Here is an 18,519-nt window from a genome sequence, read left to right as displayed (position 1 = left end):
ATTGCTTATTGGAGAGATTCCTGATGGATAATATTGGACAAACATTGAAAGCTGCGCGGGAGAAGAAGGGGTATACCCTTGATGATTTGCAGCAGATTACTAAGATTCAAAAGCGGTACTTAATCGCAATTGAAGAGAACAATTTTGATGCACTTCCAGGGCAATTTTATGTGCGGGCGTTTGTGCGCCAATACGCTAATACCGTTGGTCTCGATGGAGACGCGGTTGTTGCTCAGTTAGTTAAGGAGGGGGCTTCTAGTAGCGCAGCAGGGACGACCGAGCAGCCTCTTTTGCGGCGTCGGCAAAATGGTTCCGTTCCGGTAGCAAAGGATAATGTGTTGGAGCGGGTAAAGCAGCAATTACCGCTAATTACCATTATTGGGGTTGTTGTTTTGATTATTGGCGGGGTTGTGTATGCATCTGTTCGGAATCAGCGGGCAACGCAGCACCAAATTGCACAAACAAGTCGGAAAGTGGCGATCAATAACAACGTTCGCCATCACCATTCAGCGGTGCCGCAAAGTTCCACTAACAGTAATCAGGTAGCCGAAAACGTTCATTCGGCTGCTGTAAGTAGTTCGGTGACATCAATGACGAGTCGTTTGGCTTCTTCGCAGTCTTCAATGACCGCGCATCACAAGAAACAATCGTTTAAGTTAACTAGGAAGAGCGGGAAGACCTTTGTTTACAAAATGAAGAACAACGATGGAAATAACGTGATCCAGTTAACGGGGAAGGCCGCTGAATCGTGGTGTTCCGTTGCCGTTAACGGGGAAACCCTTTGGCAGGGAACGTTAACGGACGGGGTTAGCCGGCAAATTCAAATTCCGGCAGCAGCAACTAACGTTCAGATTAGTCTGGGAAATTCCAAGGGAACGCTAATTAAGTTCAACGGACGAAAATTTAATTTTTTGAAGGCGAACCATAAACTAACCGTGCGAAGTATCGTTATTAACATGGGGACGGTTTCCTCACAAGCAATCAGAACCAAAACAGACGGGACGTTGCAAGCAGCGAACCGGAACTATTAACATCTAGGAAGGAATTAATAGAAAATGAACTTACCAAATAAGTTAACGGTTGGCCGCATCGTGCTGATTCCTATTTTTATGATTTTATTGGCGGTTCCGTGGCAGTGGGGAACTATAACTGTTGCTGGGACGGTGATTACTTGGTCTCACTTAATTGCGGCGCTTGTATTCGCAGGGGCATGTGTGACTGATTTTATTGATGGTCAGATTGCCCGGCGGCAGCACCTTGTCACTAATTTTGGCAAATTTGCTGATCCTTTAGCGGATAAGATGTTAGTGATGACGGCTTTTATCTTTCTTGTTCAGTTGGGAAAGGCTCCGGCTTGGGTGGCAGCAATTATCGTTTGCCGGGAGTTAGCGGTAACGGGGCTGCGCTTAATCGTTATCGAAAACAACGGACAAGTAATGGCAGCAGCGATGCCAGGAAAGATTAAGACGTTTACGCAGATGTTTGCAATTATTTTTCTCCTGTTGAATAATGTCTTTTTTGCTGCCCTTAACTTTCCGATTGGGTTAGTGTTGCTTTATATTTGTTTGTTCTTTACGGTTTACTCGGGGTGTGATTACTTTTACCACAGCCGGGCAGTGTTTGCAGATTCATTCGGGAAAAAATAAGGATGTGATTAAAATTGCGGGCTTGGTAAGCACCATAGCGGTGATTGCTCGGGCCTGTAATTTTTAAATTAATAGAAAACAGGATGATTAGTGCAAGATTAACACGTTAAGGGCGTAATTAATAAATGAAGGGGTTCATGTAATGGAAGAATTGCAACAAGTTGCCCGTCAGGTGGGGGCTAGCTTAATTGAACGTGGACAGACAATTACTGCGGCTGAGAGTTTAACCGGCGGCCTTTTTCAGGCCACGCTAACGGCGGTTCCTGGAATTTCTGATGTTTTTCCGGGCGGGTTTGTAACTTATTCCAACGAAGCAAAGAGTGCATTGTTGGGGATTCCAGCGCCGGTAATTAACCAGTTTGGGGTTGTTAGTGAAGAAGTTGCAGTGTGGATGGCACGCCAAGCCCGTAAGATTATGCGGACAGACATTGCAGTTTCATTTACTGGTGTGGCTGGCCCCGCTGAGTTGGAAGGAAATCCCGCTGGAACGGCGTGGATTGGGATAGTAAGTGAACAAGGAAAGGTTACACAGAAATACCGGTTTGATGGTGATCGGGATAGTGTTCGGCAGCAATGCGTGTTAACGGCGTTACAGCAGGTTTTTACGGAGCTGGGCAAACATTAGTTCGCGTTTTTCTTGATTTTTAAGGATAAGTCCGGTATTCTAAGGAAGGTAAGCCGGAGTTCGGCAGAAAAACTTGGACGGAAAGTAGGAATGATTTTTGGCAGATGAACGACAAACAGCGCTTGATAACGCATTAAAGAAAATTGAAAAAAGTTTTGGAAAGGGCTCCATCATGAAGATGGATGAGCAGGTTAATACGGAAATCGAAACCGTTTCAAGTGGATCGATTGCCCTTGACGAGGCGCTTGGTGTTGGCGGATATCCGCGGGGACGGATTATTGAAATTTACGGTCCTGAAAGTTCGGGAAAGACAACGGTTGCCCTCCATGCTGTGGCTGAGGTGCAGAAAATGGGTGGCAAGGCTGTCTATATTGACGCTGAGAACGCGATGGATCTTTCGTACGCCAAAGCACTCGGCGTTAACACAGGTGATTTGATTCTTTCTCAGCCTGATACTGGAGAAGAAGGTCTTCAGATTGCGGATATGTTGGTTACTTCGGGAGCAATTGATATTATCGTTGTTGATTCAGTTGCTGCGTTAGTTCCACGAGCTGAAATTGAAGGCGAAATGGGTGACGCCCACGTTGGATTGCAAGCCCGGTTAATGTCCCAGGCACTGCGGAAGCTTTCTGGTTCAATTAATAAGACCCGGACGATTGCAATCTTTATCAATCAAATCCGGGAAAAAGTGGGGGTTATGTTTGGAAACCCCGAAACGACTCCTGGTGGTCGGGCGCTTAAGTTCTATTCAACGATTCGGTTGGAAGTTCGGCGGGCCGAGCAAATTAAGCGTGGGAGCGATATTATTGGTAACCGGGTTAAGATTAAGGTCGTAAAGAATAAGGTTGCGCCGCCGTTTAAAGTTGCTGAAGTTGATATTATGTACGGCGAAGGAGTTTCTAAGACCGGCGAGTTGCTTGATATGGCCGTTGAAAAAGATATCATTAAGAAGAGTGGCTCATGGTTCGCGTATGGTGATGAGCGTATTGGACAGGGACGGGAGAATGCGAAAACTTACTTGAAAGAACATCCTGAGGTGATGAAGGAGGTCACCGCAAAAGTACGGACCGCTTATGGAATTGCATCGCCGGAAGAGGAACAAGAAACACACCCGGATGAGCTTCCGTTGGATGATCAAAAGTAAAGGGAATTAATCGTTGATCGGGCGTGAAATCGCTGGATTGACGATTTTATTCTTTAATTCGGCAATTTGATTGATTGGTTATCTGAGTATTGACACTGCTCGCACCGGACGCTTAAAATAGTGCTGTGTGCAATTAATCAAATAACATCTAAAACTCGATTTGCTAATTAGACGATGTGGAGGTGTAGCATAATGATGATTTTTGCTATCCTCGCCGTCGCCGTTATAACGTTAGTGGTTGGTTTTGTTTCAGGAACGGTTTTTCGGAAGCGGACTTACGAAGCGCACCTTGATCAGGCTACGCAGACTGCCGATGGAATTATTCAACAGGCAAATAAGGATGCTCAGGCTGCTAAGAAGGAAGCACTTTTAGAAGCCAAGGACGAAAATCACCGTTACCGGAAAGAGGTTGAACGCGAATTAAAAGATCGACGGGCTGAGGTTCAGCGGCAGGAAGACCGATTAATTCAACGGGAGGCCACCCTTGATCACAAGGATGAATCCCTTGAAAAGCGGGAACAAACGCTTGAGCATAAGGAGAATCGGTTGGCCAACGATCGTAAAGCGCTCGAAAACAAAAACAAGAAGGTTGACTCACTCGTTGCGCAACAGCAGGAACGACTTGAGGAAATCGCTTCGCTAACTGAGGACCAGGCAAGGGGTCAGATTCTTGCTAAAATGAAGGATAAGTTGAGCCGGGAACGGGCAATTATGATTAAGGATTCCGAGGCGGAAGCGAAAGCTGAAGCCGATCGCCGCGCCAAAAATCTAATTACCCAGGCAATTCAGCGGTCTGCTGCGGACACCGTATCTGAATCAACGGTGTCGGTAGTCAACCTTCCAAACGATGATATGAAGGGACGGATTATCGGTCGTGAAGGACGGAATATCCGTACCTTAGAAACATTAACGGGAATTGACTTAATCATTGATGATACTCCCGAAGCAGTGGTGCTGAGCGGGTTTGATCCCGTGCGGCGTGAAATTGCGAAAATTGCCCTTGAAAAGTTAATTCAGGATGGGCGGATTCATCCGGCCCGGATTGAGGAAATGGTCGAAAAGGCTACCAAAGAAATGAATAGCAAGATTCGGGAAACCGGGGAGCAGGCTATTTTTGATCTCGGTTTACATTCGATGCACCCTGACTTAATTAAGACGGTTGGCCGGATGAATTACCGGACTAGTTATGGGCAAAATGTTCTCAATCATTCGATTGAGGTTGCAAAGCTAGCAGGAGTGCTGGCAGCTGAGTTAGGCGAAGATGTTACAATGGCGAAGCGCGCAGGATTGTTACATGATATTGGTAAGGCCATTGATTATGAAGTTGATGGCTCACACGTTGAAATTGGGGTTGAATTGGCGAAGAAATACCACGAAAGTAAGGTTGTGGTTAACACCATTGCCTCCCACCACGGTGATGTGGAACCCCAATCAGTGATTGCGGTTCTGGTTGCCGCAGCGGACGCGATGTCTGCTGCACGGCCAGGCGCTCGGAGTGAATCACTTGAAAGTTATCTTCATCGGTTGAAGAAGTTGGAGGAGATTGCGAAGAGCTTCAAGGGTGTTCATAAGAGTTACGCAATTCAAGCCGGCCGTGAAGTGCGGGTGATTGTTGAACCAAGGAGGGTTAATGATCTGCAGGCGACAACACTTGCTCACGACATTAAGGCAAAAATTGAAGATGAGCTCGAATATCCGGGCCAGATTAAGGTGACGGTAATTCGGGAAACCCGGGCAATTGACTACGCTAAGTAGGACTCCGGAAAACGTGACGGTCATGACACTGATTATGACCGTCACGTTTGTTTTACAACTCCTTAGCGATATAATTCCCGCAGGATGATTATGATAGAATAATAACGAAATTAATAAGAAGGGCGTCTAAACCATGCAGTTTTTATTTATCGGTGACGTGATGGGTACGGCGGGCCAACAAATGGTTACGGAATATCTGCCTGGATTAAAGAAAAAATATCACCCCCAGTTAACCATCATTAACGGGGAAAACGCTACTCGGGGTCGGGGAATCAACGAAAAGGTTTATAAAAAGCTTTTGGCGGCCGGAGCAGACGTAATTACGATGGGAAACCATACGTGGGATAATTCGCAAATTCAGGATTTTATTGACCATGCTGATAAACTGATTCGGCCGGCTAATTTTGCGGCAACGGTTCCGGGAAAGGGGTACTGTACCGTGAAGGTTAACCAGCATAGGGTTGGTATAATCAACTTGCAGGGGCGAATTTTCATGAATCCGTGTGATGATCCGTTTGCAGCAGCGCACCGGATTATTAAGCAGCTTAGGGAACATGACCACGTTGATGCAATTTTTGTTGATTTTCATGCGGAAACAACGAGTGAAAAGGAGGCGTTTGCCTGGCACTTTGACGGGCAGGTGACCGCGGTTGTTGGGACGCATACACACGTTCAAACAAACGATGCCCGCGTATTGCCAAAGGGCACCGCGTTTATGAGCGATGCGGGGATGACCGGACCGTACGATGGCATTTTAGGAATGGAACGGACCGCAGTAATTGATCGGTTTTTAACCCAAATGCCCGTTCGGTTTACCGTTGATGAAGACGATCGGGCAACGTTGTGCGGTTGTGTGGTGGAAACGAAGGATACTAATCCGTTCGTTGCCCGGCGCATTTTTCCGGTTCAAATTAGCCCGGATCAGCCCTTCTTTGAATAGGCGAGTTTGGTGTGGAGGTGAGAGAAGCGATGGCAAAAAAGACAACGCCAATGATGGAACAGTATCTGGCGATAAAAAAACAGTATCCGGATGCATTTTTGTTTTACCGGCTTGGCGATTTTTACGAAATGTTTTATGACGATGCGGTGAAGGGTGCCCAGCTTCTGGAACTAACCCTCACTGCTAGGAATAAGCAATCAAAGGAAAAGGTGCCAATGTGCGGGGTACCCCACCACGCAGTGCAGAATTACATTGATATTTTAGTTGACCAGGGGTACAAGGTTGCGATTTGTGAACAGATGGAGGATCCCAAGCTAGTAAAGGGAATGGTTAAACGGGAGGTTGTCCAACTCATTACTCCAGGAACGTTGGTTGGTCAGACGGAGACCAACGCCAAGGACAATAATTACCTAACAGCGCTCCACGAATCACAGGATGCGGTTGGCTTGGCTTACGTTGACTTATCCACCGGTGAATTGCAGGTTACCCACCTCACTGATCTGCCTGCAGTGGTAAATGAACTAATCAGTTTACAAACTAAAGAAGTTGTCCTGGATGAAAGCGTTACGACTGCAACTAAGAAGCAGTTAAAAAAACTCCGCATATTACAGTCAACACAAATTCAGGTTAGTGATCATGCTGAGGTAGGATTTGCTAGTCAGGGGTTAACTGACCAGAATGAATTGGCGGCAGTTAAGCACCTTGTTTCCTACCTCATTGTCACCCAAAAGCGGGCGCTTACTCACCTTAAACGGGCAGTTAGTTATACCCCAACAGCGTTTTTAAAGCTCGACCATTCTGCCGTAACTAACCTTGATTTGGTGAAAAATTCACGGACGGGGAAAAAAGCAGGGACGTTATTATGGTTGTTGGATAAAACCAAGACGGCAATGGGGGGACGGATGCTTCACCAGTGGATTCGCCGGCCATTGCTTGACGCTTCGGTAATTCATGACCGGCAGGAGCGGGTGACCGTATTACTGGAAAACTTTATGGAGCGTTCGGCCCTGCAGGAAGAATTAACTCACGTATACGACCTAGAACGACTGGTTGGGCGGGTTGCCCTGGGAAACGTTAATGGGCGTGACTTGGTGCAACTCCGAACGTCTTTGGAACATATTCCCCAACTCCGGCACATTGTTACCGAACTTGATACTGGAGCGTTTACGGCATTATTGGATGATTTGGATCCGGTAAGTGACGTTACGGACCTTATCCACCATGCAATCGTTGATGATCCGCCCGTGACCATTACCGCCGGAGGGCTTATTCGACCGGGGTATAGTGCGCAACTTGACGAGTATACGGAGGCAATGACGAACGGGAAGCAATGGATTGCTGACCTAGAGCAGCAGGAACGGAAAACAACCGGAATTAGTAAGCTTAAAATTGGGTTTAACCGTGTTTTTGGTTACTATATCGAGGTTTCCCGGGCCCATCTTGATAAGGTTCCACGGGGCCGGTACCAGCGGAAACAAACGTTGGTTAATGCTGAGCGGTTTATTACGCCTGAATTAAAGGAAAAAGAACAACTGATTCTTGGAGCTGAGGACCATGCCGTTGCTCTTGAACACCAGCTCTTTATGGAAATTCGGGAGCAAATTAAACAGGCCATTCCGCGATTACAACGTTTAGCAGCAGCCGTTGCCCAACTTGATGTTCTTCAAAGTTTTGCTACGGTAAGCGAGGAGGGACAGTTTGTTTGCCCAACGTTCGATCTCAAGCACAAGGACATGGTAATTGAGCAGGGATGGCATCCTGTAATTGCTAAGGTAATTGGGACGGAAGAGTACGTTCCCAATGACGTGCAATTGACGCAGGATGCACAGATTTTACTGATTACCGGGCCGAACATGTCCGGGAAAAGTACCTATATGCGGCAGGTTGCCCTTACGGTGATTATGGCACAGATAGGATGTTATGTTCCGGCTAAAAAAGCACAGTTACCGTTGTTTGATCAAATTTTTACTCGGATTGGGGCGGCGGATGACTTAATTGCGGGAAATTCGACGTTCATGGTTGAGATGCAGGAGGCTAACGCAGCGCTAAGTAACGCCACCGCTAATAGCCTGTTGCTCTTTGATGAACTTGGACGAGGGACGGCGACGTATGATGGCATGGCGCTTGCCCAGGCAATTATCGAATATGTTCATGAGCATGTGCGTGCTAAAACACTCTTTTCCACCCATTATCACGAACTCACGCAATTAACGGCGCAACTTTCGCACCTCAAAAACGTGCACGTTGGGGCGGTTGAACGGGACGGAAAGTTAATTTTTTTGCATAAAGTGGCACCAGGGCCGGCCGATAAATCTTATGGGATTCACGTTGCTAAGCTGGCGGGAATGCCAGAATCATTAATTAAGCGAGCAACCGTGATTTTACAACAGTTGGAAAAAGCGGGTGATTCGCAGCCGGCGGTTCCGGAAGCGAAAGCAGATGAGCAGCTATCGTTGTTTGTTCCGGAAACGTCTTTGGTTCCGCATTCGAAAAAGGATACAGTTGCTGATCCGATTGTGACTGAGTTACGGCAATTAAACTTAATGGGAATGACGCCCCTTGATGCGATGAACATTCTTTACAAGTGGCAACAACAACTTCAGGGAGGTGGTAGTGATGACACGAATTCATGAGCTTCCCGAAAATCTGGCGAACCAAATTGCTGCCGGGGAGGTAATTGAGCGGCCGGCTTCGGTGGTAAAGGAGCTGGTTGAAAATGCGATTGATGCCCACGCTCAACGGATAACGGTTGAGTTGACGGATGCCGGATTAAAGACGATTACGGTAACTGATAACGGGACGGGGATTGCCGGCGAGGATGTTCCGGTGGCATTTCGGCGGCATGCGACAAGCAAAATCACGGACCGCACCGACTTGTTTCGGGTGCATACCCTTGGTTTTCGGGGCGAAGCGTTGCCAAGTATTGCGTCAGTCGCGGACGTGACGCTCACAACGGCGACTAAGGAAGCGCAGGCGGCGACCATGATTCGCATTAAGGGTGGCGAGCAGGTGGCCTTCGAGCCAACGGCGCATCGTCCGGGAACTGTGGTGACCGTTGCGGGGTTGTTTTATAACACTCCCGCCCGGTTAAAGTACCTTAAAGCGCCTGCGACCGAACTCGCCCATACCAGTGACCTTCTTAGTCGGATGGCTCTTGGTCACCCGGAAATTTCGTTTAGGTTGGTTAATAACGGGCGGACTTTGCTGCAAACTGCCGGGAACGGTAAAATGCAACAGGTCATTAGTGCGGTCTACGGCGTCCGGGTTGCCCGGGAAATGCTTGCGGTTGATCAGCAGGACCTTGATTTTCACGTTACCGGGTACATTGCCAAACCCACGATGACCCGTGCGGCTAAGAAATACATGACAACCCTGATTAACGGCCGAACGGTGATTAATCCTGTGTTGCGGGCGGCAATTCAGGAGGGATACGGCACAAAGTTAATGGTGGGGCGGTTTCCCATTGCGGTAATTAATATTCAACTTGACCCGTTATTAGTGGATGTGAACGTACATCCTACTAAACAGGAAGTACGGTTAAGTAAGGAAGATCAGTTGGTAACATTGATTACCGCTGCGATTCAGGAGGGGCTCGCAGGTGCGAATTTAATTCCTGCCGCTACTGGTCATCATGGTCACTGGGAAAGTTCTTCCCGAACAAAACATAGCCAGCAGCTGGATTTTCAGACCAGCCTTCATGCCCAAGCGGTTCGTAATCGGGTACACGCCGCAGTAATGGGGGCTTCTCCTGTCGCGCCTTCCCGCGCGCAGAAGGAGCAAGTTGTTGCTACGGATGATCACCCGGCTACCATTACAATTAAGAGTCGGGCAGACCTTACCAGTCCAATAATGCAGGCGTGGGATCGGCACTATCAGGTAAAGGTTAGTGGCGAAAACGGTAAGGTACATGAGGGTGAACGCTTTCCCCGGTTGCAGTATCTTGGACAGGTTCACGGGACGTATTTGTTAGCTGAGGGCGCTGATGGATTATACTTGATCGATCAGCATGCGGCCCATGAACGGGTGAAGTACGAAGAAATCACTACTGCTGCAGCAAATGAACACGTTTCAATGCAAGAATTGCTTGTGCCGGTGGTGTTAAGTTACCCCGCGAGTGACGCACTAATTGTGAGTGAGCGCTTAGGTGATTTAAAACAGTTGGGGTTAACGTTAACGGATTTTGGTCAGAACACGTTTATTGTACGGGAACACCCGACATGGATGGGCAGGGCTGATGTTGCTGAACAAATTAGGACGATTGTGGATACTGTGATTACTCACCGAAAGATTACCTTGGCCCGGTTACGGGAAGCGGCGTTGGCCATGGCTAGCTGTAAACGAGCGATTAAGGCAAATCATCATCTTGAGCCGGCGCAAGGACAAGCTCTTTTGGCTCATTTAGCGGAGTGTACTAATCCGTATAACTGCCCCCACGGCAGGCCCACAACGATCCATTTCACGGCCAATGAGTTGCAGCGAATGTTTAAGCGAATTCAAGATCCCCACCATAGTAAGCGGTCGTGGAACCAGTGATTAAGGAGGGAAACCATGTATGAGTACTTAACGGGGTTAATTACTGCTATAACCCCCGGATACATTGTTGTGGATGTGGCAGGCGTTGGTTATCGGGTGCAGGTAGCGAATCCGTTTCGGTTTTGTGAAAATGAAAAACAGCGGGTATACGTGTATCAGGCTGTCCGTGATACGGCCGTTACGCTCTATGGCTTTAGCTCCCTGGAAGAAAAAGAACTTTTCTTACGTCTGATTAGTGTTGCAGGAATTGGTCCTAAGAGTGCGCTGGCAATTTTAGCCAACGAAGACCATGCCGGTTTCATTGCGGCCGTTGAGGCGGATAACGTAAATTATTTGGTTAAGTACCCGGGGATTGGTAAGAAGACCGCCAAACAGATTATCTTGGATCTTAAAGGGAAGCTGGCGCCGGTAGCCGTTGAATCGCCTAATAAGGAAGTTGTTCAACCACCCACCGATGATCCGGCTCTCCGAGAGGCGGTGGCTGCTTTAAGTGCCCTGGGATATACTAAAGCGGAGGTTAAGCGGGTGACCAAGAAGCTTCGTGACTTTGAGGGTCAGTCGACTGATGAGTATCTTAGAGAAGCGCTCCGGTTGATGATGAATTAACGAGAGGAGGGATCGAATGGATGATGAAGAACGGTTAGTTTCGGCTGTAAACAGTGATGCGACTGAGGAACAAGGGGAAGGTTCGTTACGTCCCCAAACATTGGGTGATTACATCGGGCAAAATAAGCTCAAACAAGAGATCGGAGTTTACATCAAGGCTGCTAGACAGCGGGAAGAAGCGTTAGACCATGTTTTACTATACGGTCCGCCGGGGCTCGGGAAAACAACGATGGCCGTAATTATCGCTAACGAGTTAGGAGTTAGCCTTAAGCAGGCGAGTGGCCCGGCAATCGAACGGCCGGGTGATCTAGTGGCGCTTCTTAATGAATTGACGCCGGGAGACGTATTATTTATTGATGAAATTCACCGTCTTCCCAAGAACGTCGAAGAAATCTTGTATTCGGCCATGGAAGACTATTACATTGATATTGTTGTTGGTCAGGATGCTGGTGCCCACGCCGTTCACTTTCCGCTTCCGCCGTTTACCCTCATCGGGGCGACCACCCGCGCAGGAATGTTGGCGGCACCGCTGCGAGACCGGTTTGGGATTAACGGTCATATGCAGTATTACACCGAGGATGACCTGGTGGCGATTATTTGCCGGTCAGCGCAAGTATTGCACACGGCGATAAGTCGGGAAGGGGCTCATGCGATTGCTCAGCGGTCCCGGGGGACCCCGCGGATTGCAAACCGCCTTCTTAAGCGGGTACGGGATTTTGCGGAGGTTGCTGGGAAGGAAACGGTTGACCCTGAAATTGTGGATTATGCCCTTCAATTATTACGTATTGATGAACGCGGACTGGATGAAAACGACCGGCGGGTTCTTACCACAATGATTGAATTATATGGTGGTGGCCCCGTTGGGCTAACCACGATTGCGGCTAATACGGGCGAAGAGGCAGAAACAGTAGCGGATATGATTGAGCCGTACCTTATGCAAATTGGGTTCTTGAAACGAACGGCGCGGGGACGGGTAGTAACACCGGCAGCTTACGAGCATTTAGGGATTCCGTATAAGCGAGGTTAGGACGGTTGGCAAGAGCGGTCGTTTTTGGTATGGTTATGTTTAGACTATAACTAAGGAGTGTTATTAATGGGCTCGGTTACGACCATCATAATGTTTGTGGTTCTTTTCGTTTTGATGTACTTCATCATGATTCGGCCACAAAAAAAGCAGCAACAGCAGCACCAGGAAATGATTAACAACTTACATGTTGGGGATCACGTTGTCATGATTAGCCGGTTACACGGAAAGATTGACAAGATTAATAAAGCGGATGGGACGATTTCCGTTGATTGTGACGGGATTTACTTGACGTTTGACGTAAATGCCGTAATGAACGTGATTCCGGCAACGGCGGGTGACGAGATTTCCGTTGATAAAGAACTTGCTGAAAAAGATAAGGAAGAGCAACAGGATGACGCCGATGCGGCGGAGGATAATTCTTATAACGCGAAGTAATTAATTGCAATAAAAGCGTCTCTTTGACAGAAGAGGCGCTTTTATTATGTTATACAGATGGTTTTCTTTCCCTCTAGTATCTTTCAGAAAAATAATGTTTATTGATATGATTTGACAACCTTATAATAATGAGGTAGAGTACTTTGTGGAGCTAAACAATAGCTCGATGAAAGGAAGGTGCGTGTGATGCCAGTGATGAACGCGCAGGAGATTATGGACTTGATCCCTAATAGAAGTCCGATTTGCTACGTTGATTACGTTGACGAGATCGTTCCGGACAAGATGATTCGGGCAACGAAAAATGTCACCATTAATGAAGATTACTTTCGGGGACATTTTCCAGGAAATCCGGTAATGCCTGGGGTGTTAATCGTTGAGACTGCTGCACAGGTTGCTTCCATTTTGATTTTAAAATCACCAGCTTTTAAGAATAAAACCGCGTACCTGGGTGCTGCCAATAAGGTTAAGTTTCGGCAAATGGTACGTCCTGGGGCAATTCTTCATTTTACCGTTGAAATTATTAAACAACGACGTAACATGGGAATTGTTCGCTTCACCGCGACGCTTGCTGATGATAAAAAAGCTTGTAGCGGTGAGTTGGTCTTCATTGTTGATAACCAAGAACGGCGACAGTAGGTAATTGTAATGGGAGTAAGGGAATGAAAACGGGAATTAAAATTGTGGCAACGGGAGCGGCAGTTCCAGAGCGGATCGTAACGAATGATGATTTGAGTACGTTTTTGGATACGTCAGATGAGTGGATTAGGCCGCGGACGGGAATTGAGTCCCGCCACATTAGTACCGGCGAAAACACCGCTGATTTGTGCACCCGGGCAGCTCAGCAAATGCTAGCGCGGAGTGGATGGGACCCTGCAAGTTTGGATTTGATTATCGTGGGAACAATGTCACCCGATGCATGTACGCCAGCGACAGCGGCAATCGTTCAGGGACGGATCGGGGCGGTTAACGCTGCATGCTTTGATCTTTCCGCTGCATGTTCTGGATTTGTGTACGGTCTCCAGGTTGCCCAGCGATTTCTGGCAACTGGAGCACGTCGGGCCCTTGTTATTGGGGGCGAGGTGTTATCCAAGTTGGTAGATTGGCAGGATCGGCGAACTGCAGTGTTGTTTGGAGACGGTGCTGCTGGGGTTCTTTTGGAAACGCAGCCTAATGATGAAAGTGCCGCATTTCTGGCTGGCCAGATGTGGGCGGACGGAACGGCATATGATAAACTACAAGCAGGGCAGACAGCCCCCTTGCAGTCGTTTCCTCCGCAGCAACAGCGGTGGGAGTATGCTCCGTTTACAATGGACGGGCATGCCGTCTACCGGTTTGCAACAAACGAAGTTGCACGGTCGCTAATGACGACATTGGAAGCGGCAGGGATGACTGCCGCTGATGTCGACTATTTTTTGCTACATCAAGCAAATTATCGTATCATAGATGTGATTGCTAAAAAAATTGGTCAGCCGGTTGCCAAGTTCCCAGTAAATATTGCGAAGTATGGAAACACATCTGCAGCAAGTATTCCGCTCTTACTGGACGAACTGGTGACCCGAGGGACGCTCCGCCCTGGAGCAGTGATTGCGCTGAGTGGTTTTGGCGGTGGTCTGACTGTGGGAACACAAATTATTCGATTCTAAATCATGGTAAAGGAGTTATATCAATGACTGAAGAAGAAATTTTTGCTAAGGTACAGGAAATTGCAGCCGAAGAATTAGACGTTGACAAGGCGAAGATTACGCTGACGACGAACATCAAGGACGATTTGGATGCTGATAGCTTAGACCTCTTCGAAATCATGAGCGAACTTGAAGACGAGTTCGAAATTGAGCTGGAGGCCGACGAAGATATCACGACGGTTGAGGACGTTGTTAAGTACGTTAAGAAGGAACTTGACGCTAAGGACTAATTTAATTTGATTTAGATAGGAACTGAACACCATGAAATTCGGGATTTTATTTAGTGGTCAGGGGGCCCAGTATGCAGGAATGGGTTGTGATCTGTACGCAAATGATGACTTATTCCGAAAGGTTGTTGATGCGGCGAGTCCGCATGTAGGTTACGACGTTGCTGCAGTCCTCAGTGATGAGGACCGGCTAAACGAAACGAAGTATGTTCAACCAGCCATTGTTGCTGTCGAACTCGGATTAATAGCGATGCTCAAACGGGATGTGCCCACGCTTGCCGTTGGCGGAATGGTGGGTTTATCGCTTGGTGAGTACGCTGCATTGATTGCGGGTGGCGCGATGCCGTTTAACGCCGGAATGGATGTTTTACGGGCTCGGGCGGCAGCAATGCAAGCAGACGCCGATGCCCGGCCAGGAGCAATGGCAGCGGTATTAAATCCTGATGTTGAGCAGGTTAGACAGGTATGTGCGGCGTGCTCTGATCAGGGCAATCAGGTCGTGATTGCTAATTATAATTCCCCGAAGCAAGTTGTCATTGGTGGTGATCAGGCTGCAGTAGCCGCAGCAAGCAAACAATTAAGGGATGCTGGTGTGCGGCGCGTGGTTCCATTAAAGGTAAGCGGGGCGTTTCACACCCCGCTTTTTGTAAATACGCAGCAGAAGTTGGCGGCGGTATTGCCGCGACTTACGTATTGTCAGCCTGATTATCCGGTAATTAGCAACACCACGGGAAGACCATTTGAAAAGGATGAAATTGCGGCGGTGCTCACCAAGCAGGTTAGCACGCCGACCCACTTTGCTGATTGTGTTCGATTTATGATTACTAAAGAACGGATTACGGCAACCATTGAGGTGGGGCCAGGACAGACGCTTAGTAAGTTTACCAAGCAGATTGACCGGCAGGTGACGCGGTACCACGTTGATAGTTTGGATGGATACCAGCAACTGCTAGCGATGTTACGGGGGGAAGAGTAATGAAATTAAAGGATCAGGTTGTATTTATCTCGGGTTCGTCCCGGGGACTGGGGGCACAGATGGCCGTGCGATTTGCCGCTGAAGGTTGCAAGGTGATTTTAAACGGCCGGAAGGGGATCCCAGACGAATTAATTGACCAACTCAACGAATATGGAGTACAGTACGCAACGGTACTGGGTGACATTTCAAAGGCAGAAGACGTTAAGCGAATGACAAAGGAAGCCTTTGAGGCGTTTGGTCGGGTTGATGTTTTAGTTAACAATGCCGGAATTACTAAGGATACCCTGCTTGTGGGGATGAAAGAAGCTGACTTTGAACAGGTAATCAACGTTAACCTGAAAGGAACGTTTTTGATGACTAAACTGTTCATGAAGCGGATGAACAAGCAACGTTCAGGGTGCATCATTAATATGGCAAGTGTTGTTGGGTTACACGGCAATGTTGGCCAAGCAAGTTATGCCGCAAGTAAGGCGGGGGTAATTGGTTTAATGAAAACAACTGCCCGGGAAGGTGCTTTGCGGGGGATTCGGTGTAACTGCATTGCTCCTGGGATGATTAAATCTGATATGACCGATGCCTTAAGCGATAAGGTTAAGAAGCAAATTATGGAACAAATTCCGTTAAAGCGGTTCGGAACGCCCGATGATGTAGCGGACGTTGCCTTGTTCCTGGCTAAGAGTGATTACGTAACTGGTCAGGTAATTTCCGTGGATGGCGGAATGACAATTTAGTTGGAGGGATAGCATGGCGAGAGTCGTTGTAACGGGGATGGGCGTTGTTGCGCCAAACGGAATTACCCGGGATGAATTTATTGAAAACACGTTTGCGGGGAAGGTTGGTATTAAGCCAATTACTAAGTTTGATGCCACGGATACCGGAATTAGCGTGGCTGGTCAGGTTGACGGGTTTGATTATAAGGACCGTGTTGGCCGGGAAGGGCGGCGGATGGACCTCTTTTCACAGTACTCGGTTCATACGGCGTTAGAGGCAGTTGAGCAAGCTGGAATCACCCCTGAAAACACCCGCGGGGAAGATATGGGGGTAATTTTTGGAACCGGAATTGGCGGCCTTTCTACCATCCAAAAGCAGATTTTAAAAATGGGGAAGCGGGGTCCCCGGGCGGTCTCGCCGCTGTTCGTTCCGGAAATTATTCCGAACATGGGGGCCGGCAACATTGCAATTCGGCTTGGTGCGAAAAATACGTGTATGACGATTGTAACGGCGTGCTCAACGGCAACCAATTCAATCGGTGAGGCTTTCCGGCAGATTAAGGAAGACCGTGCTGAGGTGATGATTACTGGTGGCGCAGAAGCACCAATCGATATGATTGGAATCGCGGGTTTTGCCTCCCTTACGGCATTATCCAGGGAGAGTGATCCGCTGAAGGCATCTACGCCGTTTGATGAAAACAGGAGTGGTTTTGTGCTCGGTGAAGGAGCCGCTGCTCTTGTCCTTGAAAGTTACGACCACGCAGTATCCCGGGGAGCGAAAATTTTAGCCGAGGTTGTTGGTTATGGAAGCACGTGTGACGCTTACCACATCACTGCTCCTGATCCAACCGGGGCCGGTGCGGCCCGGGCACTTAAGCAGGCTATGGATGAAGCGGGGGTTACCCCTGACCAGGTCGGCTACCTAAATGCTCACGGAACGGCTACGCACGCCAATGATGTTGGTGAAGCAAAGGCAATTAACCTTGCGTTTGGGACTAATAGTGACCTGCAGGTTTCAAGTACCAAATCAATGACCGGTCACCTCTTAGGAGCAGCTGGGGCGGTTGAGGCCGTTGCAACGGTTGCCGCTCTTCAACGGGGGGAACTTCCGCCGAACATGGGGATGACCAAGCAGGATCCGGAATGTCAGATTAACGTGGTAACTGAACCTGGGACCAAGGCCCCTGATTTAGAGTATGCGATGAGTGACTCCCTTGGCTTTGGGGGGCATGATGCGGTACTAGCATTTAAAAAATGGAGTGACTAAGCGTGAATTTTAATGAAATTAAGGACTTAATGGCGGAGTTTAATGCGTCCCCGACCCGGGAATTGGAGATTACCGAAGAAAATGGATTTCGGATTCGGCTGAGTAAGAATGATGCGCCACAACAGGACGGAAACGATTCCCCGGTAGTAGCGCCAGCTAGCCAGCCAGTAGCTCCAGCACCGGTTAAACCAACGCAACCGGTTGAAGTTTCTCAACCAAAAGAAGAACCGGTTCAAGCTAAGGCAACCCAACAAGAAGGCCCCGTAATTAAGGCGCCGATGGTAGGGACGGTTTACTTACAGGCTAAGCCAGATAGTCCCGCTTACGTGACGGTTGGTCAGCCTGTTCATAAGGGCGACGTTGTTTGCATCATCGAGGCAATGAAGATGATGACGGAGATTAAGAGTGACGTTGACGGGGTGATTGCGGAGGTCCTTGTTGATAATGAAGACCTTGTTGAATTTGATCAACCCCTCTTCCGCGTAACGGAGGGATAACAATGGGAATGGACATTAATGAAATTAAAAAGATTATTCCGCACCGTTATCCGTTCTTACTAATTGACCGGATTGAAGAAATTGTTCCTGGTGAAAAGGCGGTTGCTATTCGGAATGTGACAGCCCACGAAGAAGTGTTTAATGGCCATTTTCCGGATAATCCGGTCCTTCCGGGAGTGCTGATTGTTGAGTCGTTGGCGCAGACCGGAGCGGTGGCGTTACTGTCACAACCGGAATTTAAGGGGAAAACGGCGTTTTTTGGCGGCATTAAAAACGCCAAGTTTCGGCGGATTGTTCGGCCGGGTGATCAGTTACGCCTGGAAGTAACGCTCGAAAAGTTGAAGCATAATATCGGTACCGGAAAGGGAATCGCAACGGTCAATGGCAAGAAAGCTTGCTCGGCAACGTTGACGTTCTTTATCGGTGATGACGAAGAGACGGGGCGGTAA

The 18,519-nt window shown here is 48.3% G+C and carries 19 protein-coding genes; all 19 read left to right on the top strand.

Features of this window, described 5'->3' with window-relative positions:
* The first annotated feature begins 23 nt into the window (after positions 1-23).
* Positions 24-1,031 (top strand): helix-turn-helix domain-containing protein, encoded by a 1,008-nt coding sequence (locus tag ACI3EZ_RS02500; protein WP_405025392.1) that lies wholly within the window; start codon positions 24-26, stop codon positions 1,029-1,031.
* A 24-nt stretch (positions 1,032-1,055) separates the two neighbouring features.
* Positions 1,056-1,646, top strand: coding sequence for a CDP-diacylglycerol--glycerol-3-phosphate 3-phosphatidyltransferase (gene pgsA, locus ACI3EZ_RS02495; protein WP_405024024.1), 591 nt, complete (start codon positions 1,056-1,058; stop codon positions 1,644-1,646).
* A 142-nt stretch (positions 1,647-1,788) separates the two neighbouring features.
* Positions 1,789-2,271: a CinA family protein gene (locus ACI3EZ_RS02490; RefSeq protein WP_405025391.1), complete on the top strand. Its 483-nt coding sequence runs from the start codon at positions 1,789-1,791 to the stop codon at positions 2,269-2,271.
* Positions 2,272-2,368: 97 nt separating this feature from the next.
* On the top strand, positions 2,369-3,415 hold the full coding sequence (recA, locus tag ACI3EZ_RS02485) for a recombinase RecA (protein ID WP_405024022.1): 1,047 nt from the start codon (positions 2,369-2,371) through the stop codon (positions 3,413-3,415).
* 189 nt (positions 3,416-3,604) lie between these two features.
* Entirely contained in the window at positions 3,605-5,170 is a 1,566-nt protein-coding gene (gene rny, locus ACI3EZ_RS02480) for a ribonuclease Y (RefSeq protein ID WP_405024050.1), read from the top strand.
* Between the two features lie 133 nt (positions 5,171-5,303).
* A complete protein-coding gene (locus tag ACI3EZ_RS02475; protein ID WP_405024021.1) occupies positions 5,304-6,110 on the top strand; it encodes a TIGR00282 family metallophosphoesterase in 807 nt (268 codons plus the stop codon).
* Between the two features lie 29 nt (positions 6,111-6,139).
* On the top strand, positions 6,140-8,743 hold the full coding sequence (gene mutS, locus ACI3EZ_RS02470) for a DNA mismatch repair protein MutS (protein ID WP_405025390.1): 2,604 nt from the start codon (positions 6,140-6,142) through the stop codon (positions 8,741-8,743).
* Positions 8,727-10,643, top strand: coding sequence for a DNA mismatch repair endonuclease MutL (mutL, locus tag ACI3EZ_RS02465; protein ID WP_405025389.1), 1,917 nt, complete (start codon positions 8,727-8,729; stop codon positions 10,641-10,643). Before mutS ends, mutL begins: the two co-directional genes overlap by 17 nt.
* A gap of 15 nt (positions 10,644-10,658) precedes the next feature.
* Entirely contained in the window at positions 10,659-11,249 is a 591-nt protein-coding gene (ruvA, locus tag ACI3EZ_RS02460; RefSeq protein ID WP_405025388.1) for a Holliday junction branch migration protein RuvA, read from the top strand.
* Between the two features lie 16 nt (positions 11,250-11,265).
* Positions 11,266-12,276 carry a Holliday junction branch migration DNA helicase RuvB gene (gene ruvB, locus ACI3EZ_RS02455; protein ID WP_405024017.1) on the top strand — a complete coding sequence of 337 codons (1,011 nt, stop codon included), beginning with the start codon at positions 11,266-11,268 and terminating at the stop codon, positions 12,274-12,276.
* Positions 12,277-12,342: 66 nt separating this feature from the next.
* The gene (gene yajC / locus ACI3EZ_RS02450) at positions 12,343-12,711 is read left to right on the top strand and encodes a preprotein translocase subunit YajC (RefSeq protein WP_405024016.1); all 369 of its coding nucleotides are present in this window, start codon (positions 12,343-12,345) and stop codon (positions 12,709-12,711) included.
* 186 nt (positions 12,712-12,897) lie between these two features.
* Entirely contained in the window at positions 12,898-13,347 is a 450-nt protein-coding gene (fabZ, locus tag ACI3EZ_RS02445) for a 3-hydroxyacyl-ACP dehydratase FabZ (protein ID WP_405024015.1), read from the top strand.
* Between the two features lie 23 nt (positions 13,348-13,370).
* The gene (locus tag ACI3EZ_RS02440; protein ID WP_405024014.1) at positions 13,371-14,354 is read left to right on the top strand and encodes a beta-ketoacyl-ACP synthase III; all 984 of its coding nucleotides are present in this window, start codon (positions 13,371-13,373) and stop codon (positions 14,352-14,354) included.
* A 23-nt stretch (positions 14,355-14,377) separates the two neighbouring features.
* Complete coding sequence (locus tag ACI3EZ_RS02435; RefSeq protein ID WP_283581407.1) at positions 14,378-14,623, top strand: acyl carrier protein; 246 nt, start codon at positions 14,378-14,380, stop codon at positions 14,621-14,623.
* Between the two features lie 31 nt (positions 14,624-14,654).
* Positions 14,655-15,596: an ACP S-malonyltransferase gene (locus ACI3EZ_RS02430; protein WP_405025387.1), complete on the top strand. Its 942-nt coding sequence runs from the start codon at positions 14,655-14,657 to the stop codon at positions 15,594-15,596.
* Positions 15,596-16,327 carry a 3-oxoacyl-[acyl-carrier-protein] reductase gene (gene fabG / locus ACI3EZ_RS02425; protein ID WP_405024012.1) on the top strand — a complete coding sequence of 244 codons (732 nt, stop codon included), beginning with the start codon at positions 15,596-15,598 and terminating at the stop codon, positions 16,325-16,327. Before ACI3EZ_RS02430 ends, fabG begins: the two co-directional genes overlap by 1 nt.
* Before the next feature lie 13 nt (positions 16,328-16,340).
* Complete coding sequence (gene fabF, locus ACI3EZ_RS02420; RefSeq protein ID WP_405024011.1) at positions 16,341-17,573, top strand: beta-ketoacyl-ACP synthase II; 1,233 nt, start codon at positions 16,341-16,343, stop codon at positions 17,571-17,573.
* A gap of 2 nt (positions 17,574-17,575) precedes the next feature.
* Complete coding sequence (gene accB / locus ACI3EZ_RS02415; RefSeq protein ID WP_405024010.1) at positions 17,576-18,070, top strand: acetyl-CoA carboxylase biotin carboxyl carrier protein; 495 nt, start codon at positions 17,576-17,578, stop codon at positions 18,068-18,070.
* 2 nt (positions 18,071-18,072) lie between these two features.
* Positions 18,073-18,519 carry a 3-hydroxyacyl-ACP dehydratase FabZ gene (gene fabZ / locus ACI3EZ_RS02410; protein WP_405024009.1) on the top strand — a complete coding sequence of 149 codons (447 nt, stop codon included), beginning with the start codon at positions 18,073-18,075 and terminating at the stop codon, positions 18,517-18,519.

The sequence above is a fragment of the Ligilactobacillus sp. LYQ60 genome, from assembly GCF_045033015.1.
In the GTDB taxonomy this organism is placed as follows: Bacteria; Bacillota; Bacilli; order Lactobacillales; family Lactobacillaceae; genus Ligilactobacillus.
This window is presented reverse-complemented; position numbering and strand designations above follow the sequence as displayed.